Origin of the sequence: Streptomyces sp. NBC_00690, from assembly GCF_036226685.1 — a bacterium.
Classification (GTDB): domain Bacteria; phylum Actinomycetota; class Actinomycetes; order Streptomycetales; family Streptomycetaceae; genus Streptomyces.
Map to the genome: position 1 here is coordinate 428,799 of NZ_CP109009.1, position 26,428 is coordinate 455,226.

A 26,428-nucleotide genomic window follows, 5' to 3' on the forward strand; every position below is an offset into this window, starting at 1 on the left:
ATTCAGCCAAGTAAGGTTAACCTTACGCGAACACTGTACGCATCAAATGGCGACCATTGACCCAGGAGTGTCATGTCCCGAAGAACGTCATCCGCCGATAGCCGACTCGTGCAGGCCACAGGCCCTGTCACCCGGCGCGGGATCCTCGCCCTGCTCGGCCTCGGCGCGGCGACGCTGGCCTCGCCCGCCCTCAGCGGCTGCTCGTCGAACGGCGGCGGCACCCCCGTCGCCAGCGGTGTGCCCACCGGCGCAGCCACCCGCGGAGGCACCCTGCGGCTGGCCTTCCCCGGATCCGGCGCGGCTGATTCCCTCGATCCGACCGTCGGTCAGACGAGTTGCGACCTGGTGCGGTACGCCATCGTCTTCGACCAGCTCTTCTCCTTCGACAACGGAACCGCGCAGCCTTCGCTCGCCACCGCCGCCGAACCCGACGCCAAGGGAAAGAATTGCACCCTGACCCTCCGCAAGGGCGTCACCTGGCACGACGGCTCGCCGTTCACCGCAGCCGATGTCGTCCACACACTCAAGCACCGGGCTGCACCGGACCGTGTCTTCCCCAGCGAACTCTCCCAGTACTTCAACCTCGTGGCCGCCCGTCGGGTCGATGACCACACGGTGGTCATCCCCACCGTGAAGACCGTGGGCGACCCCGCCACCCTGCTCGCCGGCTCGGGCCTCTACGTCATCAAGAACGGTGCGCGGAGCTTCACCGTCGACGACACCGTGGGCACCGGCCCCTACCGCGTCACCCGATTCCAAGCAGGCGTGGAGACCCAGTTGGAACGCCATGCCACGTACTGGAACGGTGCCGGGAACGCAGAGAAGATCACACTCCTCAGCATCGAGGACCCACAGGCCCGGGTGAACGCGGTCAGAGGTGGCCAGGCGGACTATGCGTCCGACGTCTCCTACTCGACCGCCAAGTCCGGCGCCGGGGGCGCCGGCCTCCAGATCCGAACCGGCGGCGAAGGACTGCGCACCACCTACGGGTTCGTCCTCAACGTCACCCGCGGCCCGTCCGCCGACCCCCGGGTGCGCAAGGCGATCCGATTGGGCATAGACCGCGAAGCCCTGGTCAAGTCCGTCTTCCTGGGCTTCGGCGCCGTTGCCAACGACCTCTTCGGGGCCGGGGCACAACACTTCCTGGACACCGTCCCCGTACCGGAGCACAACCCCGGGCAGGCGAAGGAGCTGCTCAAGGCCGCGGGCGCCGACGGGAAGCCGTTCGTCGTCAGGACGGCGGAGTACGAAGCCGGACTCAACGCCTCCGCCGAACTGTTCGTCGAACAGCTGCGGGGCCTCGGTCTGAAGGCGACCCTCATCAAAGTGGGAGTCACCGAGGGCTTCGACGCGGAGGGCATGAAGGCGTGCGACGCCCTCGCCTTCCCGTTGGGTCCCTTCTCCCTGGCCCTGACCTACACCCGCTCCGCCGCCTACCCCACCCTCGCGCTCCCGGACGAGGAACTGAACCGCGCGGTCGCCACCGCCATTTCCACCAGGTCCGAAACCGAACGGGCAGCGGCCTGGGAAACCGCTCAGCAGGTGATGGCCGATCGCGGCAACTGGGTGGCCTGGGGGCGCGGTGATGTGCTCAGCGTGGCCAAGGAGAAGCTCACCGGCATTGACGGTCGCGAGTCACCGAAGTACCCGTGGCTGGGCAAGGCGGGGTTCGTCGCGTGACGCGGAGGACCCTGCGCCATGCCTCGGGCAGGCTCGCCCTCGCGGCAGGTCTGCTCGGTGCACTGTCACTCGTCGTCTACGCCGGTGTGGACCTGCTACCGGGTGATCCGGCCACCGCCAGATTGGGCCCGAGCTCCACCCCGGACCAGGCGAACCAGGCCAGGGAGCGGCTGGGCCTGGACGAGCCGCTCGCACAGCGGTACTGGGAGTGGGTCACCGGGCTCCTACGCGGCGACCTGGGCAGCTCGGCCAACGGCATGCCCGTGGCCGACCTGTTGTCCGGGCGGCTGGGGAACACCGCCGTGCTGACGGGCATCACCGTCGCCCTGCTCGTTCCGGCCTCGCTCGCGCTGGGGGTTTCCCTGGGTCGTCGCGCCGGCGGGCGGTTCGACGGCGCGGGATCGGCCGCGCTGTTGTTGACCGTGGCGGTGCCCGAGTTCGTCATCGCCAGCGGACTCGCCCTGGTCGTGGCCGGCCGGCTGGGATGGCTACCCGCGGCCTCGCTCGTTCCGGCCGGAGAGCACCCGTTGGGCCATCCCGAGGTGCTGGTGCTGCCCGTGCTGAGCCTCCTCCTGGTGAGTCTGGCGTACGCGAGCCGCATGATCCGCGCGCAGACCGTCCAGGCGCTACGCGCACCGCACATCGAGTTCATGCGCCTCAACGGAATGCCCGAGCGCGCGATCCTGCGGCAGGCGGTACTGCCCGCGGTACTGCCGTCGGCAGTGCAGATCTGGCTGATCAGCGCTGCCGGGCTGATGGGGGGAACCGTCCTGGTGGAGATCGTCTTCAATTACCCCGGCATCGGCGGGATCCTGGTGTCGTCCGTCCGGAGCGGGGACCTCCCCGTCGTCCAGGCGCTGGCCATGTTCATGGGTGCGCTCACCCTCCTGGCCACAGTCGCCGCCGATCTGATCGCCGCAGCCACCGGCCGTACGAGGTCCACATGAGCCGCCCCGCAGCGCAGAGCGACACCGTCCGGGCACCGCGGCCCCTTCTCCTGTGGACCTGTGCGCTCACCACAGGAGCCGTACTGCTCATCGGGCTGACCGGCCCGTTCTTCGCCCCGCACTCCCCCACCACCCAGATCACCACGCCCTATGCGGCCCCCAGCCCCGGGCTGTGGCTCGGCGGCGACCACCTGGGGCGTGACGTGCTCTCCCGACTCCTCGATGGAGGCCCGTCCGTGGTGCTCACCTCCGTCCTCGCCACGGCCATAGCCGTCGCGACCGGTACGGCGGCCGGTCTGGTGTCGGCCCTGCTGGGACATCAAAGAGGCCGGTCAGGTCTGGTGATGCGCCCGTTGGACGCCGTCGCTGCCCTCCCTCCGGTGCTGGCGCTGTTGCTCGTACTGACGGCGGTGCCGGGCCGCCTCGGCGTGGTAATCGCGGCTGCGGTGGCCAGCGCGCCACTGTCCGCCCGAGTGGTCCACGCCGCGGTAACCCCGGTGCTCCGACGGCCCCATGTGGAGTTGGCGATCGCCAGGGGGGAGGGCTGGGGATGGCTCCTCCGGTACGAGGTGCTGCCGCTGATCTCCGCCACGGTGCACGCCGACGTCGGACTCCGGTTCGTCCTCGCGCTCTACCTGGTGACGGCCGCCGGATTCCTCGGAATCGGGAGCGGCGGATCCGACTGGGGCACGCTCGTCGTCGAAGCCCTGCCCGGAGCCACCCTGCAACCGGTGGCACTGATCGCACCGCTCCTGCTCATCGCCACTCTCGCGGTGAGCGTCAATCTGCTGTCGGACAGCGTGACCCGTCGCACACCGAGGACCGGACGATGACCAGGATCAGAGCCGAATCCGAGCAGCCGACCACCGAACCGTTGGTCCGTGTGACCGACCTGGAGGTGCACTCCCCCAACGGTCCGGTCCTCCACACGGTCCATCTGAGCATGGCACCCGGTGAAAGCATCGCTGTGGTGGGCGCATCCGGCTCGGGCAAGACCACGCTCGCACTCGCGGTACTGGGCCTGCTGCGCCCTGGCCTGGTCCACCGCGGCGGACAAGTAACCGTCGCGGGCCGACCCAGCCTCCCCGAGCCGCCGTCGGGGCTGCGCGGTCGGATCGCCTCGTACGTCGGCCAGGACGCGGGGGCCGCCCTCAACCCGTACCAACGGCTGGGGAGAACAGTCCGTACGGCACTCGGCGGTGGCCATGGCAACGAACGAGAGGTCGATGCGGTGTTGTGCAGGGCGGGGCTCGACCCCTCGCTCGGCGACCGGCGCCCCGCCGAACTCTCAGGTGGCCAACAGCAGCGGGGGTCACTGGCCGTCGCGCTCGCCAGGGCGCCCCAGCTACTCGTACTCGATGAGCCCACATCGGCCCTCGACGCCTCGGCCCGGGCGGAGGTGCGCACCGAACTGGCCCGACTGCGGTCCACCGGGGTCGCCCTGCTGTGGATCACCCATGATCTGGCGTCCGTCCAGGGCCTCGTCGACCGACTGGTCGTCCTGGACGACGGGCGCGTGGTCGAGGACCGGCCGGCGCACGAGGTGCTTTCGTCCCCTCGGTCCCCGGCAGCACGGCGACTGGTGGCGGCACATCGCGAACCCACCACGCGCAGCGGTGTCGAGTCACCCGCACAACCCCTGCTCCACGTCACCGGGTTGCGGTGTGCCCACGGTTCCCGGCGAGTGTTTGACGCGGTGGACCTGGCCGTCCGGCCGGGCCACTGTCTGGCCGTCACAGGAGCGTCCGGCTCGGGGAAGAGCACGCTCGCACGGTGCATCGCGGGTTTACACCCGCCCGACCGGGGAGCGGTGCTGTTGGACGGCCGCGCCCTGGCGGCAAAGGCGCGCCGGCGCCCCACCGCGGATCGGGCGGCCGTCCAACTCGTACCGCAGAGCCCGCTGGAAACGCTCCACCCCGGCCACACCATCGGGGCGGCCCTCACCAGACCGCTGCGGCTGCTGCGGGGAATGAGGGATCCGGAGCAGATCGAGGCGGAGTCCGCCAGGCTGCTCGCACTGGTCCACCTCGCGCCGGATCTTCTGCGCCGGGCGCCCGCCGAACTGTCCGGCGGGCAACGGCAGCGCGCGGCCATCGCCCGTGCGCTGGCCGCCGCGCCTCGTGTGCTCCTGTGCGACGAAATGACCTCGGCACTCGACTCGGTGAATCGGGCGTCCGTACTGGATCTCCTGGACGAACTGCGGGAGCGGGAATCGCTCGCCCTCCTCGTGGTCACTCATGACCCGCAGGTGATCGGCCGGATCGCCGATGAAGTCGTCGAACTCGCGGACGGCTCCATCGGCCGCGCACGACCGCCCCGAGTCAGCCGGTCGCCGAACGCACGGCGACGACCGCCAGTGTGACGTAGCGCATGGTGAAGCCGCCGCCTGCCGCATCGATGGCAGCGCCGATCTCGGCCGCGGCCTGCGAGGCCAGGACGGGCGGAAGCTGCGCATGAGCACCCGTGGTGGGTAGCTGGCTCAGCCACTCATCACGGGTGTACGACCGCTCCCCATCGAACCGCCACCGTTCCGCGGGGCCGAACACACCGGCCTCCCGCACTCCGTCTGTTGCCTTGGTGCAGAGCTTCGCGTACGCGTCCTCGGCCGGCCTCGCCCAGAAACGGGCGGCGAGCGACTCGGGTGCGACCCGCCGGTAGCTCTCGGCGAAGCACCGCACCAACTCCAACGGAGGTCGGCCCGCGTTCCAGAAGACGGCGAACAGACCACCGGGCCGTAGTGCCTGCCCGGCCTTGGCAGCTCCCGCCACCGGGTCCACCCAGTGCCAACTCTGCCCGGACACCACCGCGTCGAACTCCCGGCCCGCCGGATCCCATGACTCAAAGGCGGCGACTTCGACCCGGAGTCCGCGCCGACCCGCCAGGTCGGTCATCCGTGCATCGACATCGACACCCAGTACCCGGCAACCGGCCTCCTGGAACTGCCGGGCCGCGATGCCGGTGCCACACCCCACATCGAGCACCCGGGGCGAATCGGGAAGAGCGGCGACGATGCGCTCGACCATAGCCCGGGGATAGCCGGGTCTGGTCCGGTCGTAGCGTTCGGCATCGGCGCCGAACGAACCTGCTGTACGCGGGTGTTGGTGGGGTGCCGGTTCGATGCCGGGCGCGGGCTCCGGCTCCATAGTGGGCATGTGCCCACTATGCTGTGGTGCACGCCCGCCGTCAATCAGGCCGGTGACGGACCGAGGAGAGGAAGCCACCACGTGCCGACAGGGGTGGCCATCCGCGATCCGCGCGAGCAACTGTTCAACGCTGCCGAACGCGTACTGCTGCGGGACGGGCCGAGCGCGCTGACCAGCCGGGCGGTCACCACAGAGGCGGGCTGCGCCAAGGGAGTGCTCCACCGGCACTTCACCGACTTCGACGCGTTCCTCGCCGAGTTGGTGCGTGACCGCATCGCCCGCTTGGACGCCACCGCGCTGCTCACCTCGGCCGGAAGCGGTGTCGTCTCCCATCACCTCACCGTTGCGTTGACGGATCTCTTCGGGTCCGTTGCGGTGGCGATCGTCTCCCTCGTCATCTCTCGGGACGAACTCCGCGCTCGACTTCGACGGACGACACCAACCGGCATCCCGCTGCTCACGGAGGCCGCCGCGATGCTCGGCTCCTACCTCGCCGTCGAAAGGGAGTTGGGCCGGATCGACGCCGGGTGCGACCTCCACGTCCTCGCCACCACCCTGATCGGGGCCGCTCATATGCTCTTCGCCGACCGTACGGGCACACCACCGGATGGCACGGCCGTGCGCAGGGTGGTGGATTCGGTCATCGTGGGTGCCCTGTCGACGCCACCACGCTGAACGCCGCTCACCCACCACGCCCCGACGGCTCGGGTAGGCAACCGCACGGCGGGGCCGTACCCGACTGAGGGTCGCGGTTCAGCCGAAAGAGTGTGGGGGCTTCACTCGACGGTGTGCCGACTGTCCCCCGAGCGGCTGAAGTTGGTCACCACAGTTACCCGTGCCGACACCATGAGCATCGACGGCAGCAACGCCAAGGCCGGGCGGAGGAGCCGTAGGACGAGACCTGACAGATCTCGGACCGCATTCGGTGCCACGGCCCGGCCACCGGCGCATCCATGAGCGCCGTGCCGACCGACTCGGGCCGCGCCGAAGGCGATGAGCGCCTTCACCCCAGGTCGATGAGGACGCCCCGAGGAGAGTCCGGAGCGCGAGCACGGGCTACAGCGCGGTCCCTAGGCCGCCCGAGAGGTCAGGCATAGTGATCCCGCTATGCGCCCACCCCAGCACTCTCAGTGATGGAGCGTGGGCGTTCGTGCTTCATCTCTCGGAGGTCGTTTTGAGTATCCGACGCACTGTCGCCGCCTTCGCCACAGCTCTTGCTCTCGGCGCGAGCGGGCTCCTCGTCTCGTCGGGGCCGGCATGGGCCGGTGCCGTGCCCACCCAGGCCGCGGCGGCCGTCGACCCGTGCGAGTACGTGTTCTTGACCAACGGTGGCAGTGAGGGGCTGGCCGTCACCTGCGAGGGCCACCCGTTCCGCGCATTCGTGAGTTGTCAGAAGGGTGACATCGAGACCTATCGCAACTTCGGCGCGCTCGTACCGTCTGGTGGCACCTCAACCGCCTGGTGCACCCAGGGCGACTTCCTGATCGGCGGGGGCGGTGCCCAGACGTGACACAACGCCTGCGCCGGCGGACACACCGTCGGCGCAGGCGAACACACCGCGGCCATGTCTCCCCGTGTGCGGGCCGTTGCTCGGTCGGCCCCTGTAGGACATCCCCGTGGAGCCCCGAATCGGCCGGGCACGGTGGCGCGATCGTTCAAGACACCCTCCCCACCCTGGACGTAGCGTGTTCACCGAGTGGCAGAGGAGAGGGTTGTCGATGGACGAGTACGCGAGTGCCCGACTGGTCGGGCTGGTCCAGGGCGCACTGGCCGCCGAGGGCATACCCACCGTCGCCCCCACCGGCGACGGCGCCCTGTTGCCTTTCGACGCCAAGCGTCGATTCCTGACCGCTGTGGCCGCCGAGCACGGCCTGCTGCCCTTGCTGCGGGTCGGATCACTGCTCTCGGCGCACCCGGCCGACCCCGCCGTCTCCGCACTCCTGAGCGCCGTCGACCCCCATGATCTGTTCCACCGGTGGCAGCGGCTGGAGCGGTTCACCCATTCCCGTCATCGTGTGGTGATCCTGGAGCACGGTGCCGGGCAACTGGTCGCGCAGCACGTGGGACCGGCTTCCGCACCTCCCGAGCCGGCCGAGGACGCATTGGTACTGGGCGTGCTCAGCGCACTGCTGTCCCTGACGGGCGCACAGGACGTCGCCGTCACCGTGGGCCGCGACCGGCCGGTGACGGTGGTGGCACACGGCGCCTACACCGCGGCACCACCCACCCATGACAGCGGCTTCTGGCGGTTCACCTGGTCCGATGTCGCCCGCGACATCCACGTCCCCACGCTGGACCGCGGTACGGATCCGGCGGCGCGGACCCGCAGACTGCTCCGTACCGATCTCGCCCGGCGTTGGACGCTCGCCGACCTCGCCACCGAACTCCACCTTCCCGCACGGAGCATCCAACGACGGCTCAGGGGTGCCGGTGGCTTCAGCGAACTCCTCGGCAGCGTGCGTACAGAGGCCGCTGCCGAACTCCTGATGCGCAGTGGACACCCCGTGGGGGTGATCGGGTTCGCCTGCGGCTACGCCGACCAGCCCCACTTCACCCGTCGTTTCAAACGTCACACCGCCATGACACCTGCGGCCTATCGATCGGCGTTTCGCCCCTCGCCGCCGTTGAACACCCCCACCCGCACCCCACACCCGTAAGAGACCACGCACCCGCAAGAGAAGGACTCGATGGAACTCACCGGCACGACGGCTCTCGTCACGGGCGGCGCCCGCGGCATCGGCCGAGAGCTGACCCGCCAACTCGTCGCACTCGACGCCCATGTCGTGGCGGTGGGCAGCAACCCCGAGGCGCTGGCCGATCTCGCGGCGGAGCACGGCGCACTGGTGTCGACGGACGTCGTCGATCTTTCGAACTCCGAAGCCGTGGACACGTACGTCGACGAACTACCCCTTCGTCACCCCGGGTTGTCCGTCGTCATCAACAATGCGGGCGTACAGAACCTGAGCGACTTCCTGACCGGCGACCCTCAACAACTCCGGCCGGTGTTGCGTCGTGAGCTCGCCGTGAATCTCGACGCGGTCATCACCCTCTCCACCGGACTCCTTCCCCACCTCGCACAGCAACCCTCAGCGGCGATCGTCAACATCAGCAGTGGGCTGGCCCTCATTCCCAAGCGCTCGGCCCCGGTGTACTGCGCCGCCAAGGCGGGGGTACGGACCTTCACCCGTGCACTGCGCTACCAGTGCGAGGGTGCCGCCCCCCACATACAGGTGATCGACGCCGTCCTCCCACTGGTCGACACCGATATGACGGCCGGCCGGGGTCGGGGAAAGATCACCTCGGCACGGGCGGCAGGCTCGGTGATCGACGGCCTGCGTCGGGGAAGGGCGGAGATCTACGTCGGCAAGGCACGCCTCCTCCCGGCCCTCATGAGGGTCGCTCCCTCGCTCGGATACCGGGCGATGCGCCATGGCTGAGGCCCCCACGACCATCGAAGTCGGACCTCCCTCCAGCCGTGCGGGCCGGCTCCTGATACGTCTCGACGGTGCTGCGCACAGACCGTGGTTCCTCCCGACCCTCGCCGTCTTCCCCATGAGCGACTACGCCCTGCCCGTGCTTCCGAACCAACTGCTCCTGATGGGGCTGTCGGCACTCCATCCGCGACGTTGGCGAACGATCGCGTTCACCTTCGTCCTCGCATCGGCCATGGGTGCCTTCCTCACCGCGCTCGTCCTCCAGTCGGCAGGTCCATGGCTGTTGAGCACCATCGGAGGGTTGGCTCCCCAGCGCGAGGAGTTGCGCGAAGTCGGCGAGCTCATCTCGCAGTACGGTGCATGGGCCGTGGCCGCCCTCTCCCTGTTGCCCTGGACACCCCGGGCCGCCGTGGTGATGTGCGCACTGGTGGGCATCCCGCCCTGGACGATTGCCCTGGCTGTTCTGGGCGGCCGGCTGATCCCCGTCACGCTCCTCGCCTTCGGTGGAGCTCGGTCCCCGCTTCTCCTTCGCCGTTCGCGTCGATTGGACCGGGTGCTCACGGAGGTGGAGAGCCACCGCGCGCTCTCCACACAGCAACGGGACGACGGGTTCGAAGACCGTTGACGACGTAGGGCACCGGCTCGACCGGGCCGCCGTCCGTCCGCCGACCTCCCGAGATCCGACCAAGATCCGACCAAGATCCGACAGAGGTCCGACAGAGGTCCGACAGAGGTCCAGCCGAAGGGAACACTTGTCCCGCGCATCAGGCAGGAAGGTGACCGGCGGGGTGAACGAGGTTCACGCATCCCTGCGCGACCAATGCTTCCCGGTGCGCGCCCATTTGTCCGAACACCCGGCGGGTGCCGTTCAACCAGGGCGTGGCATGGAGCAGGACCGGTGTCGAGCAGACACCTGCCACGGCGACGTCTGTCGCCGCCCGGCACCGGGGAGCGGACCTAACGAGGGGAACCCGAAATGCGACGTACGACAAGAGCCCTGCTCACGGCGTTCACTGTCACGAGCACCCTGCTCCTCACCATGACCCCGGCGGCGGCGAGCGAACGGATCGTCGAGGCCAACGGTCAGGCTCGTGGGTACGGAGGGGCCGGTGGCGACGGGCTGCGGGTCTACGCGTGCGACACGTTCAGCGACAACTGGGGCGTACGGACCCACTACACGTACCAGAGCAGCTCCGGAAGCACGGTCACGGCAACCATCAACGACGCCAACGGCGTCACCTCCGGCTGCGGGGAGCAGGCCATGGCCCCCAGCGCACCGGTGCTCAGCTACCGGGTGTGCACCGGGCCGGCGGGAGCCGACACCGCCTGTACGCCGTGGACCAAACCCTAGGCGGAGTCCGAGGGGCGCCCGTCGGGTCCTTTGCCGGTCCAGCGTGCCCCGTGAGGTGCACGCACGCTCGGCGTGACGGGTCCTGATGAGCGCCCCCGCACCCGACGATCACGTAGCTCCCCGGGTGATGCCACCGCTTGCCGGGGCGCCGCCGGCGCGCTCCACATCGACACCCCGTCAATCGGTCACGGATGCACCCCAAAGTGCGATGGGGGACGCTCAACCCTGAAGCGACTCCCTTCGGCCACCCGCCTCGCCGGCGGTGCGGGCGGCCGACCCCATCACTCGTACACACCGTGCGGTCCCCTCTCGCGGCATTGCATTGATCATTCCCGGTAGTCGCACGCTGTGACGCGGGCTCTCCGCACCGCTCGTCGAAACCCGCTCAAGGCCACAAAGCCCAAGGCTCCAGGGGCCGAAACGGGACCGGACGGTGCAAGGCGGGCCGAACCGCCGAGGGTTCCCCTCGCTGGCGCATGCGATCCCCTGTGCGATACTCAGCGACGCTTGCCGCACATTTCACCTCGGGGGATCACCATGCAAGGTCAAGTTCACCGGTTTCGGCATCGCACCGGTGGTGTCCCCGGCTGTGCGTGACGCAGTGGGACGCGAACCTCGGCACGGCAGTTTCGTGGCCACGGCCGACGGCTCGGGCGGCACGGCATGAGCGGCATAGCCCTCACCACACCGTACTTGGACACGGACGCCGACCAACTCTCCTTCACCCTGGGCTGGCCGGCGCACGAGGCACTCGCCGTGCGCGACCTCACGGTCGGTGGACTCGCCGTGCAACTCAGGCTGCTCGGCGCCTCCCATCAGGTCTTCGCCGGCCCCGTTCGGGAAACAGTCGCCTGCCTGCCCGGTGTCACCGGCGGCCTGCCGAACACGGCCGTACGGTCCTTCGACAACTGGACCTATCGCTTCACCGCCCACTGTGAACACCTCACTGCCGAGGACTTCACTGTTCGGGTCGAACAGATACGCAGCCGGGCGGACGCACATCCCCGGGCGCTGTACGGCATCTTCCCCGGCTTCCACGAAGCGGTGACCGCGCTCACCGTGGACCGGCACGCCACGGGGTTGAGTTGGTGCACTTGGCACACCTACCCGCAGAGCCGCCAGATCGTGGCGACGCAGACCCGGCTGGAGGCCCGATGAAGTCCGCCCGTTGCATCAGTGCGATGTTCCTGGCTGCGGTGACACTCACCGCGTGTTCCGACGGCGGCTCGGAGAAGAAGCCGAAACACAACGACGTGCCCCACAGTTGGATATCCCAGCAGTACGCCCCGTCCAACACGGGCTATCTCGACAGCGCCGACCAGGTGGGGAAGGTGGCCACGGAGATCGACGGCCACACCGCGGCCCGCAAGCGCCGCGACAACGACGGCCTGGTCTTCCTGATGTACCGCGACGACATCGTGGCCATCAGCCCCCAGAAGAAGGGCAGCCTGATCGAGGTCGTCGACTACGCCGTCGGCTACGCACGTTGGAACCCGCACCTGCGCCTCGCCTGGCCGGCCCCCGGCAGCAATGAGTTCCGTGGTGGCGGCCCGGGTTCCGGCAAGTAGTCCCCAGCAGTTCGCTCCCCCTTTCTTTCCCTCTCGAACTCCTCGACGACGTACCCGAAAGGCAATCCTGTGGCAGAGATCTTCGAATCGGCGGGCATCGCCCTGCTCTACGGTCTCATCGGATTCATCGTGATGGCGGCAGGATTCATCGCGCTCGACCTCGTCACCCCCGGGAAGCTCTTCCATGTGGTGTGGACGGAACGCAACCGGGGCGCCGCCGTGCTCCTCGGCGGCCAGACGATAGCCATCGGTCTCGTGATCGAGCAGTCCATCCGGGCCAGTGAGTCCGAACAAGGTCTGGGCTACGGCCTGTTCAGCACCCTGCTCTACGGCCTTGCCGGTGTTGTGGTCATGACCCTGATCTCTTTGATCGTCGGGCTGTTGACGCCCGGCCGTCTGGGCGCGGCCGTGCTGGACGACAACGGGGAACGCCCCCACCCCGCCGCCTGGGTCCAGGCAGCCATGTACCTGGGCACGGCCGTCATGGTCGGCGCCGCTGTTTCCTGACGGCCATGAGCACCATCACGCTGGAGCGCGCTCCTTCCGCCACCGAGCGGGTGCCACCTCGCCACGGGCGGGGAGTACGGTTCCTGCTGCTGCTCGCGGTCTTCGTCTGCGCTGCTTGTGGCCTGGTCTACGAACTGGCCCTGGCAGCACTGGGCAGCTATCTCATCGGCAATTCCGTCATGCAGACCTCGGTCGTCATCTCCGTGATGGTCTTCGCGATGGGGATCGGGTCCCTGGCTGCGAAACCGCTCCAACGACGTGCGGTCGGTGCCTTCGCGCTCGTCGAGGTGCTGTTGGCGCTCGTCGGTGGGCTGTCGGTACTCGTCCTGTACGTGTGCTTCGCGTGGCTGCGCATCTACATGCCCGCCATGGTGGCGATCTCCTTCACCGTAGGTCTTCTGATCGGTGCGGAGATTCCCCTGCTGATGACACTGCTCCAGCGCATCAGACGCCAGGAGGCCGGCAGCGCGGTGGCCGACATGTTCGCCTTCGACTACGTCGGGGCTCTGGTGGGGGGATTGTGCTTCCCACTGCTGCTCCTGCCCACCTTCGGCCAGCTCAAGGGCGCGCTGGTGGTGGGGTCGGTCAATGCTGTGGCCGGCGTCGTCGTGGTGCTGTGGATCTTCCGCCGTGAGACGCGCAGGGGCGTACAGGCAGCCCTGCTGGCCGCGATGGCGACCGTACTCGGCGTACTCGCCACCGTGTACGTCCTCGCCGACGACATCGAGGTCACCGCCCGCCAGCAGCTCTACCGCGATCCGATCGTCCATGCCGAGACCACGCCCTACCAGGACATCGTCGTCACCCAGTCGACTGCCTTCACCGGACAACCCGACACCCGGCTCTTCCTCAACGGCGACCTCCAGTTCTCCTCAATCGACGAGTACCGCTACCACGAGGCCCTCGTTCATCCCGCCCTGTCCGGCAAGCGCTCCTCGGTGTTGATCCTGGGGGGCGGCGATGCACTGGCCCTGCGCGAGGTCCTGCGGTACGACGACGTCGACCGGGTGACGCTGGTCGATCTCGACCCGTCGATGACCCGGCTCGCCCGCTCCTTCGGGCCCCTGGCCGAACTCAACAAGCATGCGCTCGACGACCCGCGCGCCCAGGTCGTCAACGCGGATGCCTTCAACTGGCTACGGGACGCGAAACAGCGGTACGACGCCGTGGTGATCGATTTCCCGGACCCGGACACCGCGGCGGTGGCCAAGCTGTACAGCGTGGAGTTCTACCATCTGTTGGGCCGCGTCCTGCATCCCCACTCACAGATCGTGGTGCAAGGAGGCTCGCCCTTCTTCGCCCCGAAGGCGTACTGGTCCATCGTCACCACCATTGGCGCGGCCGGCTATGGGACGACCGCCTACCAGATGGACGTGCCCAGCTTCGGCAACTGGGGGTTCGTCCTCGCCACCTTGCCCACCGGGCGTCCACCGTCCTCCCCTCGGCTGGCCGCGGACGCGCCGTCACTGCGCTCGTTGGACAGTGAGGTGCTCGCGGCTTCGACGGTCTTCCCACGGGACCGGCGGCCCTTGGACGTTCGACCCAGTACCCTGATGGACCCCTCGGTGCTCGAATACACACGCCATGAGTGGCAGAACTACTGATGGACCGTTGTGTGCCCCCGCAAACTGTAGGGAGTGTCTTCGAGGGAGCGTCGTCCGCCCGCAGGGCACGACAGACAGACGGGACGTCGAAGACCCGACCGAGGACTGAGCCCGTGCAACCATCGCAGACGCCCGATCGATCCGACCCGCCCCGACACTCCGGGCGGGGAGCGTTGGTGATCCGCCGGCTGCCGCCGAGCCCACAGGCCGCCGTCCTTCTGCTGCACGGAGGCCGTGCCGACGCCCTGGAGGCGCCTCCCGCCGTCAACCTTCCTGCCGTCCGGTTGAGACCATTCGCTTCGAGCATCATGCGCGCGACGCGCAACGACCAGGTCCTGGTCGGAAGGGTGCGCTACCGCCATCGGGGTTGGAACGGAGTACGGGAGGATGCCGTCCCAGACGCTCGGCAGGCCCTGCGGGCCGTCGTCGATACGGCGGGCGACGTGCCGGTGGTCCTCGTGGGCCACTCGATGGGCGCGCGGGCCGCACTTCGGTTGGCGGGTGAGGCACAGATCAAGGGTGTCGTGGCGTTGGCGCCGTGGTGCCCGCCGGGTGAACCTCTTGCCGAGGTGGGCGATCGGCACCTGGTGGCACTGCACGACGGAAGCGATCGGGTCACGGTGGCCGAGGACACCTGGGAGTACCTCGCGCGGGCAGAGCGGGCGGGCGCGTACACCCTGGGGGTCAGCATGCCGAAGGGAGGCCATGCCATGGTCCGTGACGCACACACCTGGCAGCACATCACCACATCGTTGGTGTGCGGTCTGCTCGGACTAGCCCCCTTGCCCACCGCCCTGACCGACCGGGATGCACCGGAAGGCGCTCCGGTGACGGCACGACAGTTGCTGGCCCAGCTCGGCGGGGCCTCCTGACCCCGCGGGCCACCGGTGCGGCGTACGGGTCCGTCTCGCGGCGACAGCCTCGCGACTACAGGGGAACCGTGATCCACACGCTCTTGCCCGGTCCCTTCGCATCACCGTGCACCGCGGCCGTTCCCCCCAGTCCGGTGATCAGTTCGGTCACCGTGGCCAGTCCACCGCCGGCTGCACTCGCCCCGGGGCCATACAGCTCGGGCCGATGGGGGTGCTTGTCGTGGACGGCGAAGGCCAGTGTCTCGGGGCCCGCGGCCAGCAGCAGGGTGATGGTGGGCGAGAGTTCGGCAGCATGTCGCACACTGTTGGTGACCAGTTCGGCGAGTACCAACAGGGCGGGGCCGATGTGCGGATGCCGTAGACCGATGCCCCACTGCACCAGGATCTGTTCGGTGGTCTCACGGGCGGTACGGACGGCGTGGCCCTTGGCCGGCAGGCTCAGTACGAGCCGGTGGGGCAGTGCGGGGAGCCCCGCGAGCCCGGTCATCATCGCAGCCCCGCAGGGGAGAGTCGACGTGCCCGCAGGGTCGGACGGCGGTGCGCGATGCGCCGGGCCGAGCGGTCGAGGGGATTCACACTGCGGGCAGGTGGACGATACGGGTCCTCGATGAGCAAGGGGCCGCTGACTGCGGGCGCTTGGTCATGTTGAAGACAGGGGGACTCGGTCATTCGTACGGCCTCTTCGATGCTGGTGGGGGTGGGCCAGGAAGGGGGCCGCGAACCGGCTGGCGTTGGACCGCGGACCGGCCCAAGCGCATGGCCATGCTCGAAGCCGCAGCAGATGGGCGGTGCCATCTCAGGTAGCAGCTCGTTCCAGCCGGCTCGCCAGGCGAGGGGATGGCGGCTCACGGACCACACCGCGCCCGACAGGGAGACGCTCAGAAAGGGGCGCGGCCCCTATGAGCCAGGGCTCTTCGCGGATACGTGGCTCACTCGGGGGCGACCTCGGCGTCCCTGAGTTCGGTCAACAGTTGGTGCTGCCCGGCCAGCATCTCGGTCAGGATGCGGCGCGCCGCTCGCATCAGCTCCGCAACATCACCGCCCGCGAGTTCGTAGACCACGGTCGCCCCCTCCCGGGTGGAGGTCACGATCCCGGATCGACGCAACACGGCCAACTGCTGCGAGAGCGCGGCGGGTTCGATCTCGATCTGGGCCAGGAGGTCACGCACGGGCATCGGCCCGTCCTGCAACAACTCCAGCACCCGAATGCGCACGGGGTGACCCAGCATCCGGAAGAACTCAGCCTTCGCCTGATACAGCGGAACCGGCACGTTCGCTGACTCCTTTCGCCACCCGGGCGGGCCGGGGCGTCCCACTGCGCCCGCTTCCGCCGCGAGCTCAGCCCCCACAGCATCTAGCGAAGTGCAGAAATATGCAATTCGCTAGAAAGAAGCTCGTGTTGAGGGGTTCGCCCCTCAACAGCCGTAACACGGGGGCGGGGTGCACTTCCGGCCCGCCCACCTGCGCACGGACACCGCTCCCCCCGGCAGGCCGGACGCACACAGCCCATACCGTCACTCCTCGACGGCTGGTCGCGCACCTGTGGACCGCACACGACACCTCACCACGGGGGATCCGGTACGGACATCCCGCGGCCCCCAAGCACGGACCGAGGCCGATGGCCCCTCGGAGCATCCGCTAAGGACGCAACGCCGTCCGCGCCCTCAGGTCACGCGCGGAGTGCGGAATGGTCGATGGGTATGAGGTGTGTCACAACACACCGACTCGACGGCGGCGTCGGACCGCGCTCGACACCAGCAACCTCCGGGCCCTCCGAGGTAATTCACCCGCGCACCGAACGGAACGTATCCACCCACCTACACCTTGCAACTTAGGGCACCCTTCCTTGAAGTGGTGCTCCTCTGGTAGAGCTAGATGTGCCCCGTCCTCACATCGGAAGCCCAGTGATGAACCAGGACAGAACCAACGAGGTCATTCCGTTCACCCTCGACCTCTCCGTCGATGAGTCCCGACGACGGGCCGAGGTCATCGCCGCCCTCGGGGCGGACTGGGATCCTCTGGCCGTCCTCCAGGGCGAGGACGAGGCGTACGCACTGCTCTATTCGGGTCTCGACGGCGAGCAGCAGCGCACCTACGACCTGCTCGTCGCGGCGGGTGTTCTGCCGGGAGAGGGGTCGGGTCGTGCGCCTTCCCATTGATCCGCAGGCGGACATCGCTCGCCGGGCCTGGGTGGACTGCCCCGCCTGTGATGACGCCCGCGCCTGCGCGGTCTGCGCCGAGGGAAGGAACTGCTCCCTGCACTGGCGCTATCTGATCTCCAACAGGGGGCCGGTGGTCCATCTGCAATGTCCTGGCTGCACCCATATGTGGTCACTCAACACCAGGCCCGGTGTCCGCCTGCGCCCTGAGGACGACCCCGTCTGCTGATCGTCGGCCGTGGCAGCACAAACCGGCTCGCTCAGTCCGGGCTGGCCTGTCGGTGGCCGTGGTGAGCAGCACGCAGAACCCTGCGCCAGGAGGTGACATCCGGCCTGCGACGCAGCAGGGCTCGCCGTTCCCTCTCGGTCATCCCGCCCCAAACACCGAACTCCAGACGGTTGTCGAGGGCTTCGCTGAGGCACTCGGTGCGTACGGGGCAAGGTGCGCAGACGGTCTTGGCCCGATTCTGCTGAGCGGCTTCGGCGAACAGCGACTCCGGGTCCGTAGCCCGGCAGGCTGCCTGCTCGCCCCAGTGGAGTAATGCATTCATCAGGTCTTCCCTTCTCTCCCGCAACACGGCTGACCGCGAGCCTATGTCGCCGCCGAACACCTGAACGCCCAGGGGGTTGCTGAAGTGCCCTTGAGCTGTTGCGAGATAGTCTGAGGAAGTACCGGAACGGACGGTTCGGCCGGCCCCGGTGCCCAGAGGGACACGACGCCCTCAGCGCCGTGAATCCGCTCCCCTGCACACGGGGCAGGCTCACGAGCAGCTCTCAGCCGAGAGGACCGGGGTGGCTCGACGCCATCCGAGGGCGACCGGCCTTGACTGCCTGACGCAGTGCGTCGCACAGCTGTCCGTATCCGGGCGCAATGCTGCGCAGCCCCGCCGCCAGGACCTTGTCGTCCTGGGTGACCAGCGGTTCCTGCAGCGCCCCCAGCCGACGGGACAGTTCCCCGGCGATGGCCGCGGGCCCCGGCAGGTGCAACAGTTCGAGGCAGACGCAAGCGTCGGAGAGGCGGCGGGCGCCAACTCGGATGGCAAAGGAGCCCAGCAGGTCCCTGGTGCCCGGATCCAGTCCGTGTTCCACCAGGTCTGCGAAGGCTCCGACCCCGTCGGCTCCGCCGAGCGTCCCGGCAGGCACGGGAAGATCGGTGCGCCCCGAGAGCCAGGCGATTGCCCCGGGGAGCGCCTGCCACAGTGCGTCCCGAGCGGCGACCTCCCGCTCGCGGACGAATTCGCTCCGCATCACGAACGGCGCCTCGCCGTAGTCGACGGCATCCGCCCGCCATGCGTCGAGGAACGCCGAGGTCCGCAGGGTTGCGTAGGGATGGCCCTCAGGATCGTGCAGGAGCACGACATCGTCATCGGCGGCGAGCACCACGACGTAGTGGTCCCCGGAGCCCGGTGCAGGGGTGCCCGGTCGGTAGAGCAGCAGCCCCATGTCCACCGGTCCCGCGAGCACCGGGCCCCGGGCTGCGGCGCGTTGCAGTCGGGCGCTCGCCGCGGCCCGGCTGCCTCCTGCGGTACGGGTACAACGCAGGCCGAGCAGATCGACGGCAGCGTCGAGGCCGCGTTCCGGGTCCCAGCCGTAGGGGTCGAACAGGGGCATCGTGCCTCCGATCAACTGGAAGCCGAAGGGCGAGCCCGTCAGCGTCTCAATGACCCCCGGCGGTGGCAGCAGTTGATCGCCCGCGGCCATGGCCAGCGAGTTCGCGTAGCAGTACGGGCCGGAGCCTGTGTAGGGGAGCATCCGTGTCCTCCTTCGATATGGCGACAGGACCAGCCCAGCCGTTGACACGGGGAGAAGGTCAAGTCAACAGCACACCGTGGGTGTGGGGGACGCCTGAGTACGATCATGCTCTGGCACCCGGTTCCCCCTCGGGTGCCTCGTCAGTCTCAACCGTTCAGGAGAGGCAGCGTCATGCGAAGAACCCCCCACCGTCGGCTTCGTACCACCGCCACCAGCGCGCTCGCCATGGCCCTCGGCGCGATCGGCCTCGCGGTGCTTCCCACCACCGCGAACGCCGCCGAAAGCACCCTCAGCGTTCAGTACCGTACGAGCGCGTCGGGCTCCCAAGTCGCCCAGTCCGCACCCTGGTTCAAGGTGCGCAACACCGGCAGTTCCCCGGTTTCGCTCGGCGGTGTCAAGGTCCGCTACTACTTCAAGGCCGACTCGACGAACGCCGTCTACCGGTTCGCCTGTGACTGGGCCGTGAAGGGCTGTGCCAACATCACGGGTACGTTCGGCACGCTCACCAACCCCACACCGACTGCCGACCGCTATCTGGAGATCGGCTTCACCACCGCCGCCGGCTCTCTCGCCCCCAACGCAGACACCGGGGACATACAACTCCGCTTCCACCGAGCCGACTGGCAGCAGATCAACCAGAGCGACGACCATTCCTTCGGCGGCGGGCAGAGCACGTGGACGGACTGGCCGAAGGCCACCGCTCAATTCGCCGGAACGACCGTGTGGGGCACCGAGCCGGGGGGAACGGTGGAGCCGCCGCCCGCCCAGACCCTTTTCGACGACTTCAACTACAACACCCACACCGATCCGCGACTCTCCGCCCACGGTTGGAGCCTGCGCTCGTGGTCCGGGGGCCCGGGGGTCCCGGGCGCGACCTGGTCACCCGACAACGTGAGCTTCTCCGCCGCCGACGGCAACTCCGTGATGCGCCTGGAGACCTCCACATCCGGCACTGCGGCAAGCACCCGACAGGCCGAGATCTCGTCCTCGGCGATGAAGTTCAAGAACGGCACCTACGCGGCCCGGGTGAAGTTCAGCGACGCACCCGTGTACGGGCCCGATGGTGATCATGTGGTCCAGACGTTCTTCACCATCAACGACCTCAAGGCGCCGATGGCCGACGACTACGCGGAGTACGACTTCGAGTACCTGCCCAACGGCGGTTGGGGCGAGACCTCGAACATCTTCTTCACCACGTCGTGGGAAACCTATGACTCCCTTACGGGGCAGAGCGTCAACCAGCACACGGTGGCCCGCAGCAGCCACGCGGGGTGGCGCGACCTCGTCGTGACCATCGACAACAACGACATCCGGTACTACATCGACGGGCAGCTCTTCAGCACCCACGGTGCCGCCTATCTGCCGGAGCGCGGGATGGTGATCGCCTTCAACCAGTGGCTGACGGATCTGACCGGCCAGACCGCCACCGCGGCACGGGCGTACGAGCAGCAGGTGGACTACGTACTGCACATCAAGGACCGGGTGCTCACTCCGGCAGCGGTCGCGGCCAAGGTCAGTGCGTATCGCCTTGCGGGCAAGACCTTCGAGGACACGGTGACCGCGGGATGATCCCGGCCCACGCATGAGTCGGCCCCACCACAACTCCCGTCGGACGCATTGCCGGACCTGGCGGATCCCACCGGGAGTACGCCCCGGAAACCAGCAGCGCTGGTGAGTCAGAAAGGACGGCCGGTGTCGGCGGAGCCCAACAGGCCCGCCGCCAACGGCCGTCCACTACAGCGCGCGTCCGTCTACCAACGGGGTCAGCGCACGTCGACCCGGTCGCTGCCGCTGGTGGTGCGCAGGCGCGACGAGGTGGCCGTGAACACGGCCTTCCAGCTGCCGTCCTTGTTCGCCGTGAACGCCTTGGTGAAGGCGCCCTTGCTGTTGGTGCGGACCGTGCTCTGCTTGGACCAGGTCTTGGCGCCGTCGGCCTTGAACCAGATCGTCACGGACTGGCTCGCAGTGTTCTTCCAAGAACCGTCCAGGCTGCGCAGGGTGCCCCCCACGGTGATCGCGCGCCCCTTGCGCACCGGCTCCGGACCGGCGTTAAAGCTCGAAATGGCCGTCTTCAGACGGACGTCCACATAGTCGCTGGAGCTCACGGCGGCGGCGCGGTCGGCGGTGCCCACCGAGCGGGCGCGCCAGTCGCTGTCCTTGCTTGCGGTGACCGAAGCGGAGAAGGTGCCCTTCGTGCCGGTCGTGACGCTCGTCGCCTTGGTCCAGGTGGTGCTGCCCTTGGCCCGCGACTCGATCACGAGCGCCGTCTTGGCCAGCGGACGCCAGGTGTCGTCGGTCGATCCCATCGTCTGGAGCGTACCGGTGATCGCCAGCTTGCCGCCCTTCGCCACCGGCTCCGGGGAGGCGTTGAAGGAGATGACGCGGGTCGGCACTGCGGAGACGGTCAGCGTCGCCGAGGACGTGGGCACCTCACCGAGCGCGTTGGTGAACACCGCGCGGTAGCGGGCGGAGTTGACCGCGCCGCTCGCCTTCACCGAGAGGGTCTTGGAGGTGGCACCGGCCACGGTGGTCCACTTCGCTCCGCGGTCGGTGCTGCGCTCCCAGCGTACGGAGTCCGCGCCGCTGGCGGCTGCGGTGAAGGTCGCGGTGGCGCCCGAACGAACGGTGCGGGACTTCGGCTGGGTGGTCACCTCTGCCGCGCCGAAGCTGATGGACCGGGCGACGTCCTGGGCGCGGGAGGCCATCCAGTGCCTGTCGCTGCCGTCGTGGGAGTTGAAGCTCACGACGAAGCAGGCGGTGGTGCGGCAGTTCACGGCGGGAGCACCGGCGGGAGTGAAGGTCTCGTTGAGCTTCAGCTTGGTCGTGAAGGTGCCGTCGGCGCCGACCTGACGGATATACGCGGCGTTGCCGAAGACGCTCGGGAAGGTGTCGGCGGGCATCGCGATGGTCTGGGCGAGGTAGACACCGCGGCCGGGGACGTAACCGCTGCCGGTCACCGTCACCTCGTTGTCCGCGCCGAGACCCGCCACCTGGCTGACCGTCAGCTTGGGGACGCTGACCTTGCCGCCGACGGCGAGGGTGTCCAGCGCCGTCCCGGCCGGGTACATGGGACGCCCCTGGAAGGAGAAGATCTCCGCGCCCTTGTCCGTCAGCGCGGCCGTGATTCCGGACCAGTTGACCGTGGCACCGTTCAGGGCGCTCGCGGACGCCTTCAGGGTGGCGAACGGCACGGTGGCGACGGGCGTCGGGGTGCTGCCCTCCAGGTCCGTGGACACGTCGATGTGGAGGGTGCCGACGCCGTCCTTCAGCACGACCCGCGGGTTGGCGAGGGTGATCGCCTTGATGCCGTGCTCGGGGACCGCGTAGGTGACGGAACCGGAGAAGCGCACGTCGGCGTCACGACCGGCAGGGTTCACCGAACCATGGGCGACGGGGTACGAGATGACGCCGTTCGCACCCTTCGTCGCGCCGCCGGCCTCCGTCACGGAGCCGCCCAGTCTCGTCACGTAGTCGACCCAGGACGCCTTGAAGCCCCAGCCGGCCTGGCCCGAGACCAGGATCGGGGATGCGGCGCTGGCGTCGCCGCTCTTGGGCTCCACGGCCTGTGCGACGGAGGCCGCGGACACCTGGGCGACCGGGGCGGCTGCCGCGGGAACGGCGAGGACGCCCGCACCCACGGATACGACGGTCAGCGCGGCGAGGGCAGCCAGACGGCTGTTGCGAGGCATGGACATGCGTTGCATGTCTCCTTCGGGGAGATAGGGCCACCGACACGTGTAAACGCATGGCTGCGCCCTGGGTTTGGACAAAGGCAAAAGGAGAGACCACTCGGAGTGGGGGGTCCGAAGTCGACACTGATCATATTAGGTGAGCCTTACCTAAATTGTCACTATCGATCACCCTTCGACTTAAACCAGTCAAGGGCCATGCACCCAACAGCGAGACCACCAGTCGGCGTTCAGCATCCACGGTCGCGGCGAACGCCGCCCACCAGGGTTTTCTCCGCGCCGGGCGCGCCGGGCGCGCTCAAGGCCGCCTTGGCATTCCCAAGGGTCCACTCATGGACGGAGCCACGGCCCGGACCCCCTTGCCACGCAAAAAGGTGCGCGCGATGGACAACTTCCCATCGTGCGCACCCTGAGCCCACCACCGCCACATAGCGGTGGGGCAGGATGAGTTCCTGACCCACCGGATGGGCGAGCGGCGCTACTACTGAGCGAGCGGAGAGACCGCGACGCAGCCTCCGGCGGCAGCGAGGCCGCCTCCAGACTCCTCCGCGATCGCCTTCCCCTTGTAAGTGATCTTGCAGGTGACCTGTGCATCGGCACCGGCGTCGAGCGCGATGGGCAGGACCGACGGAGGCATGATCCCGCGCAGGGTCACGGTCTTCGTCCACGGCAGCGTCGGCTTCTCCACCGTCTCCAGCTTGGGCGCCATGGCGCTTCCGCCACCGGCCGAGAACTGGATGGAGTCGACGCTCTTCCCCGTGACCTCGTAGGTGACGTCGTACTCCTCGTTCACCGCCTTGTCGACCTGGTCGACGGCCTCGTCCTTCGCGGCGTCACTGATCTCGGAACAGGCACTGAGGCCGAACACGAGGCCGGCGGCAACCACGGAGGCCACGGCGGCGGAACGGATGGAACGATGCATGAACGACCCCTGGATCTTGATATTTGAATCCGCACATAATCGTAAAGACCTGATAAAAGTCAAACCGAGGCACCGTGTGCCAATTCAAGGGTGTTGCCCTGTGCCCGCGGCTGTTGCGAAGTGCCTCGCAGACACACCGCTTCCCCCACGGGACGCCCGTTGCTTCGCACGCCACACGCACGGGATACGACCGATGGGGATCAGCTCTCCCCAACCGAGAGAAGGGGCGAAGGGGGCTCAACCAGGCCCCGCCGAAACCCTCTCCAAGGTGGGGATTTGCTGGGTGACCGAGGTGGCCAGGCGGCATACTGAGCGTCCCGCGCGGATGGAGAGGCGCGGGACGCGGGATTGCACTGGGGGGTGCGTGTGGACACCACTGCGAACAGATACGACGTCAAGGGGGCTGCGCTTCCTGGCACGCAACCGCTCGCGGCACGCCTTCCTCCACGAACGGGCCAGCCGCTCCCTCCTCGTCCACGCCTGAGGGACAACACCCGGCGTTCCACCAGTGCCCCAGACCCATCAGGACGGGCGGGCTGAACCGGCCGTAAGAACCTCTCGACAAGGCGGTAGACCGTGCACGAGGAGAACGACATCACCACATCACCTTCCGGCAGCCAGGCGCATTCGGCGCGGGTGTACGACTACATCCTGGGCGGCAAAGACCACTACGAGGTCGACCGGGCGGCGGGGGAAGCATCGCTGCGCGCGTGGCCGGGTCTGCGTACCAGCATGCTGGCCAATCGGGCGGCCATGCGTCGGATGGCCCATTGGCTGGCGGCGGAGGCGGGAGTGCGTCAGTTCCTCGACATCGGCACCGGAATCCCCACCGAACCCAATCTGCACCAGGTCGTACAAGGAGTGGATCCGCAGTCGCGCATCGTCTACGTGGACAACGACCCCATCGTCCTCGCCCACGCCGACGCCCTCATGTGCAGCACACCGGAGGGTCGTACGGCCTATGTGGAGGCCGATATGAACGCCCCGGACACACTGCTCGCCGCCCCCGAACTCCGGCAGACCCTCGATCTGGACGAGCCGGTCGCCCTGACCGTGATCGCCATGCTCCAATTCGTCCAGGACGCACAGGGGTTGGTCGAGACCCTGATGGAACCGTTGGCGTCCGGAAGTCATCTGGCCATCACACTCGCCACCGCGGATCTCGCCGACGGTTCGGAGGCACTGGCAGCCGAGTACACCCGCAGGGGCATCCCCATGTACCTGCGCAACCGTGCCGAGGTGGAACGACTCTTCGACCGATTGGAACTGGTCGCACCGGGAGTCGTCCCAATGACCTCGTGGCGCCCCGCCGATGGGGAGGAACTGCCCAGCACCACGACCAACATGTACGCGGGAGTCGCCCGCAAGCCCTGACCCATGACCGCGGTCCCCCTCGTGGCCGGTCGATCACCGTGGCGACAGCCCGGACCAACGGGATGCGGGCGGCGAGTTCCCCGAGCGAGCGGTGGCGATCGGGCCCACCGGCTCGTCATCGTGACCCGGGTGCGCGGCCGACCCAGTGATGGGGGCATCAGCAGGTCGGTCGGCCGGTCAATCATGTCGGTCGTGTGCCGATCGGACTCAGTGGCATTGGGTCGCATGCAGTCGCACCACAAGAGATGTCACCGTTTTCGGTCCCCGCGGCGCTCAACCATGATCATATTTGGGCGGGAGCGACCGCCCGCACGGTGGCGTCCCCGCACATGCTCTTCGCCGCAGCCAAGGAGTCCGACACTTGACCTCCGCCCTTCCCACCACGGCAGACACGCTCGTCGCGCAGTCCTGGGGATTCGTCACCGACCGAGCGTTGCAGACGGCCGCAGAACTCGGCATACCCGACCTTGTCGCCGCCGGCCCCCTGTCGGTGGACGCACTGGCCGAGGCGACCGACACCCGGCCCGACGCACTTCGTCGACTGCTGCGCCCGCTCGTCGGCATCGGATTCCTCCGGCTCGGCGACGACGGCACATACGGCCGGACCGAGGAGAGCGTACTCCTCGAATCCGACCACCCGACCACCCTGCGCCCCTGGTTCCAGCTGATGTACCGGGTGACGTACCGGATGTTGGATGATCCGCTGTCGACCCTGCGTACCGGAAGACCCTCGTTCGAAGAGCGCTTCGGGAACACCTACTTCGCGCACATGGCACAACACCCCGAGGACGGTGCGGTCTTTCACGCCGCGATGGCGAGCTTCACCCGCCGTACCGCACGGGCGGTCGCCACGTCGTACGACTTCAGCACGGCGGGCAGCATCGTCGATGTGGGCGGCGGTCTGGGGACCCTCGTGGCGGACATCCTCACCCTGCACCCGGAACCGACCGGTACAGTGTTCGACCTGCCCGACCTGGCCGAACCCGCCCAGGCAGCCCTGGATTCCGCCGGGTTGAACGGGCGCGCGACGGTCGCGTCAGGTGACTTCTTCGCCGCAGTGCCCACGGGCAGGACCCATCTGTTGTCCTGGATCCTGCACGACTGGGACGACGAGCGGGCGCTGAGGGTGTTGCGTCGGTGCCGGGCAGCCCAGGACGAGTCGCACGGCCGTCTCCTGATCGTCGAGGCGGTTCTGCCCGAACGGCCGAGCGCCGATATGACCACCGCCCTGGACCTGGTAATGCTGTTCGGCCTCGGTGGAAGGGAACGGACCGAAGCCCAGTACGTAGCCCTTCTGAAGGAAGCGGGCTTCCACCATCTACGGACGCTTCCGTTGGAGGCGCCCGGAATGCACATCATCGAGGCGAAGCCCTGTTGACAGTGCGTCACTTCAGTCGCCCCTGAAGTGCGATCGAGCACGGCTCGG

The 26,428-nt window shown here is 68.4% G+C and carries 28 protein-coding genes; 20 read left to right on the top strand and 8 right to left on the bottom strand.

Translation table 11 applies throughout. The features are described 5' to 3' along the window. Nucleotides 1–72: 72 nt before the first annotated feature. The 4 genes from OID54_RS01850 to OID54_RS01865 are packed head-to-tail and all read left to right on the top strand — an operon-like array spanning nucleotide 73 to nucleotide 4,989. On the top strand, nucleotides 73–1,680 hold the full coding sequence (locus OID54_RS01850) for an ABC transporter substrate-binding protein (RefSeq protein ID WP_329012885.1): 1,608 nt from the start codon (nucleotides 73–75) through the stop codon (nucleotides 1,678–1,680). Further along, nucleotides 1,677–2,627, top strand: coding sequence for an ABC transporter permease (locus tag OID54_RS01855; RefSeq protein ID WP_329012887.1), 951 nt, complete (start codon nucleotides 1,677–1,679; stop codon nucleotides 2,625–2,627). Before OID54_RS01850 ends, OID54_RS01855 begins: the two co-directional genes overlap by 4 nt. Then, complete coding sequence (locus OID54_RS01860) at nucleotides 2,624–3,460, top strand: ABC transporter permease (RefSeq protein ID WP_329012890.1); 837 nt, start codon at nucleotides 2,624–2,626, stop codon at nucleotides 3,458–3,460. The genes OID54_RS01855 and OID54_RS01860 overlap by 4 nt, the downstream gene beginning before the upstream one ends. Continuing rightward, nucleotides 3,457–4,989 (top strand): ABC transporter ATP-binding protein, encoded by a 1,533-nt coding sequence (locus OID54_RS01865; protein WP_329012893.1) that lies wholly within the window; start codon nucleotides 3,457–3,459, stop codon nucleotides 4,987–4,989. The genes OID54_RS01860 and OID54_RS01865 overlap by 4 nt, the downstream gene beginning before the upstream one ends. Here OID54_RS01865 and OID54_RS01870 read toward each other — a convergent pair. Then, nucleotides 4,949–5,779, bottom strand: coding sequence for a class I SAM-dependent methyltransferase (locus tag OID54_RS01870; RefSeq protein ID WP_329012895.1), 831 nt, complete (start codon nucleotides 5,777–5,779; stop codon nucleotides 4,949–4,951). The genes OID54_RS01865 and OID54_RS01870 overlap by 41 nt on opposite strands. A gap of 72 nt (nucleotides 5,780–5,851) precedes the next feature. Between OID54_RS01870 and OID54_RS01875 the strand changes: the two genes are divergently transcribed. Next, nucleotides 5,852–6,445 (top strand): TetR/AcrR family transcriptional regulator, encoded by a 594-nt coding sequence (locus tag OID54_RS01875; RefSeq protein ID WP_329012898.1) that lies wholly within the window; start codon nucleotides 5,852–5,854, stop codon nucleotides 6,443–6,445. A 101-nt stretch (nucleotides 6,446–6,546) separates the two neighbouring features. On the opposite strand, the gene OID54_RS01880 is transcribed toward OID54_RS01875, so the two are convergent. Next, nucleotides 6,547–6,777 (bottom strand): hypothetical protein, encoded by a 231-nt coding sequence (locus tag OID54_RS01880; protein ID WP_329012901.1) that lies wholly within the window; start codon nucleotides 6,775–6,777, stop codon nucleotides 6,547–6,549. A 167-nt stretch (nucleotides 6,778–6,944) separates the two neighbouring features. Here OID54_RS01880 and OID54_RS01885 point away from each other — a divergent pair, with 167 nt between their 5' ends. The 10 genes from OID54_RS01885 to OID54_RS01930 all read left to right on the top strand — a co-directional run bounded on the left by OID54_RS01885 (nucleotide 6,945) and on the right by OID54_RS01930 (nucleotide 15,106). Beyond that, nucleotides 6,945–7,280 carry a hypothetical protein gene (locus OID54_RS01885; RefSeq protein WP_329012905.1) on the top strand — a complete coding sequence of 112 codons (336 nt, stop codon included), beginning with the start codon at nucleotides 6,945–6,947 and terminating at the stop codon, nucleotides 7,278–7,280. Nucleotides 7,281–7,488: 208 nt separating this feature from the next. Further along, entirely contained in the window at nucleotides 7,489–8,427 is a 939-nt protein-coding gene (locus tag OID54_RS01890; protein ID WP_329012908.1) for a helix-turn-helix transcriptional regulator, read from the top strand. Nucleotides 8,428–8,457: 30 nt separating this feature from the next. Beyond that, a complete protein-coding gene (locus OID54_RS01895) occupies nucleotides 8,458–9,207 on the top strand; it encodes an SDR family oxidoreductase (protein ID WP_329012911.1) in 750 nt (249 codons plus the stop codon). After that, nucleotides 9,200–9,829, top strand: a complete 630-nt coding sequence (locus OID54_RS01900) for a hypothetical protein (RefSeq protein ID WP_329012913.1) — start codon at nucleotides 9,200–9,202, stop codon at nucleotides 9,827–9,829. The genes OID54_RS01895 and OID54_RS01900 overlap by 8 nt, the downstream gene beginning before the upstream one ends. 351 nt (nucleotides 9,830–10,180) lie before the next feature. Next, entirely contained in the window at nucleotides 10,181–10,555 is a 375-nt protein-coding gene (locus OID54_RS01905; RefSeq protein ID WP_329012915.1) for a hypothetical protein, read from the top strand. A gap of 663 nt (nucleotides 10,556–11,218) precedes the next feature. Next, nucleotides 11,219–11,713 (top strand): DUF2617 family protein, encoded by a 495-nt coding sequence (locus OID54_RS01910; RefSeq protein WP_329012917.1) that lies wholly within the window; start codon nucleotides 11,219–11,221, stop codon nucleotides 11,711–11,713. Next, nucleotides 11,710–12,123 carry a DUF4247 domain-containing protein gene (locus OID54_RS01915; protein WP_329012919.1) on the top strand — a complete coding sequence of 138 codons (414 nt, stop codon included), beginning with the start codon at nucleotides 11,710–11,712 and terminating at the stop codon, nucleotides 12,121–12,123. Before OID54_RS01910 ends, OID54_RS01915 begins: the two co-directional genes overlap by 4 nt. Before the next feature lie 69 nt (nucleotides 12,124–12,192). Further along, the gene (locus OID54_RS01920) at nucleotides 12,193–12,630 is read left to right on the top strand and encodes a DUF350 domain-containing protein (protein WP_329012921.1); all 438 of its coding nucleotides are present in this window, start codon (nucleotides 12,193–12,195) and stop codon (nucleotides 12,628–12,630) included. 5 nt (nucleotides 12,631–12,635) lie between these two features. Next, nucleotides 12,636–14,234 carry a polyamine aminopropyltransferase gene (locus tag OID54_RS01925; protein ID WP_329012924.1) on the top strand — a complete coding sequence of 533 codons (1,599 nt, stop codon included), beginning with the start codon at nucleotides 12,636–12,638 and terminating at the stop codon, nucleotides 14,232–14,234. Between the two features lie 176 nt (nucleotides 14,235–14,410). After that, nucleotides 14,411–15,106 (top strand): alpha/beta fold hydrolase, encoded by a 696-nt coding sequence (locus OID54_RS01930; RefSeq protein WP_329012929.1) that lies wholly within the window; start codon nucleotides 14,411–14,413, stop codon nucleotides 15,104–15,106. A 55-nt stretch (nucleotides 15,107–15,161) separates the two neighbouring features. Here the strand turns inward: OID54_RS01930 and OID54_RS01935 are convergent, their stop codons facing one another. Both OID54_RS01935 and OID54_RS01940 read right to left on the bottom strand, forming a co-directional pair. Then, nucleotides 15,162–15,596 (bottom strand): ATP-binding protein, encoded by a 435-nt coding sequence (locus OID54_RS01935; RefSeq protein WP_443055509.1) that lies wholly within the window; start codon nucleotides 15,594–15,596, stop codon nucleotides 15,162–15,164. Between the two features lie 439 nt (nucleotides 15,597–16,035). Beyond that, nucleotides 16,036–16,377, bottom strand: coding sequence for an ArsR/SmtB family transcription factor (locus OID54_RS01940; protein ID WP_329012932.1), 342 nt, complete (start codon nucleotides 16,375–16,377; stop codon nucleotides 16,036–16,038). A 636-nt stretch (nucleotides 16,378–17,013) separates the two neighbouring features. Here OID54_RS01940 and OID54_RS01945 point away from each other — a divergent pair. Both OID54_RS01945 and OID54_RS01950 read left to right on the top strand, forming a co-directional pair. Next, nucleotides 17,014–17,265: a DUF6400 family protein gene (locus tag OID54_RS01945; RefSeq protein ID WP_329012935.1), complete on the top strand. Its 252-nt coding sequence runs from the start codon at nucleotides 17,014–17,016 to the stop codon at nucleotides 17,263–17,265. Continuing rightward, nucleotides 17,249–17,494 (top strand): hypothetical protein, encoded by a 246-nt coding sequence (locus OID54_RS01950; protein WP_329012938.1) that lies wholly within the window; start codon nucleotides 17,249–17,251, stop codon nucleotides 17,492–17,494. Before OID54_RS01945 ends, OID54_RS01950 begins: the two co-directional genes overlap by 17 nt. Nucleotides 17,495–17,525: 31 nt before the next feature. On the opposite strand, the gene OID54_RS01955 is transcribed toward OID54_RS01950, so the two are convergent. Together OID54_RS01955 and OID54_RS01960 are read right to left on the bottom strand one after the other, a co-directional pair. Next, nucleotides 17,526–17,816 (bottom strand): WhiB family transcriptional regulator, encoded by a 291-nt coding sequence (locus OID54_RS01955; protein WP_329012940.1) that lies wholly within the window; start codon nucleotides 17,814–17,816, stop codon nucleotides 17,526–17,528. A gap of 223 nt (nucleotides 17,817–18,039) precedes the next feature. Then, nucleotides 18,040–19,017 carry a hypothetical protein gene (locus OID54_RS01960; RefSeq protein WP_329012943.1) on the bottom strand — a complete coding sequence of 326 codons (978 nt, stop codon included), beginning with the start codon at nucleotides 19,015–19,017 and terminating at the stop codon, nucleotides 18,040–18,042. A 171-nt stretch (nucleotides 19,018–19,188) separates the two neighbouring features. Between OID54_RS01960 and OID54_RS01965 the strand changes: the two genes are divergently transcribed. Continuing rightward, nucleotides 19,189–20,586, top strand: a complete 1,398-nt coding sequence (locus tag OID54_RS01965; RefSeq protein WP_329012946.1) for a cellulose binding domain-containing protein — start codon at nucleotides 19,189–19,191, stop codon at nucleotides 20,584–20,586. Between the two features lie 194 nt (nucleotides 20,587–20,780). On the opposite strand, the gene OID54_RS01970 is transcribed toward OID54_RS01965, so the two are convergent. Both OID54_RS01970 and OID54_RS01975 read right to left on the bottom strand, forming a co-directional pair. Next, nucleotides 20,781–22,712, bottom strand: a complete 1,932-nt coding sequence (locus tag OID54_RS01970; RefSeq protein WP_329012949.1) for an HtaA domain-containing protein — start codon at nucleotides 22,710–22,712, stop codon at nucleotides 20,781–20,783. Nucleotides 22,713–23,187: 475 nt separating this feature from the next. Further along, entirely contained in the window at nucleotides 23,188–23,628 is a 441-nt protein-coding gene (locus OID54_RS01975) for a hypothetical protein (protein ID WP_329012952.1), read from the bottom strand. Nucleotides 23,629–24,204: 576 nt separating this feature from the next. Between OID54_RS01975 and OID54_RS01980 the strand changes: the two genes are divergently transcribed. Further along, nucleotides 24,205–25,002 (top strand): SAM-dependent methyltransferase, encoded by a 798-nt coding sequence (locus OID54_RS01980; RefSeq protein WP_329012956.1) that lies wholly within the window; start codon nucleotides 24,205–24,207, stop codon nucleotides 25,000–25,002. 361 nt (nucleotides 25,003–25,363) lie between these two features. After that, the gene (locus tag OID54_RS01985) at nucleotides 25,364–26,380 is read left to right on the top strand and encodes a methyltransferase (protein WP_329012961.1); all 1,017 of its coding nucleotides are present in this window, start codon (nucleotides 25,364–25,366) and stop codon (nucleotides 26,378–26,380) included. The last annotated feature ends 48 nt before the right edge of the window (nucleotides 26,381–26,428 follow it).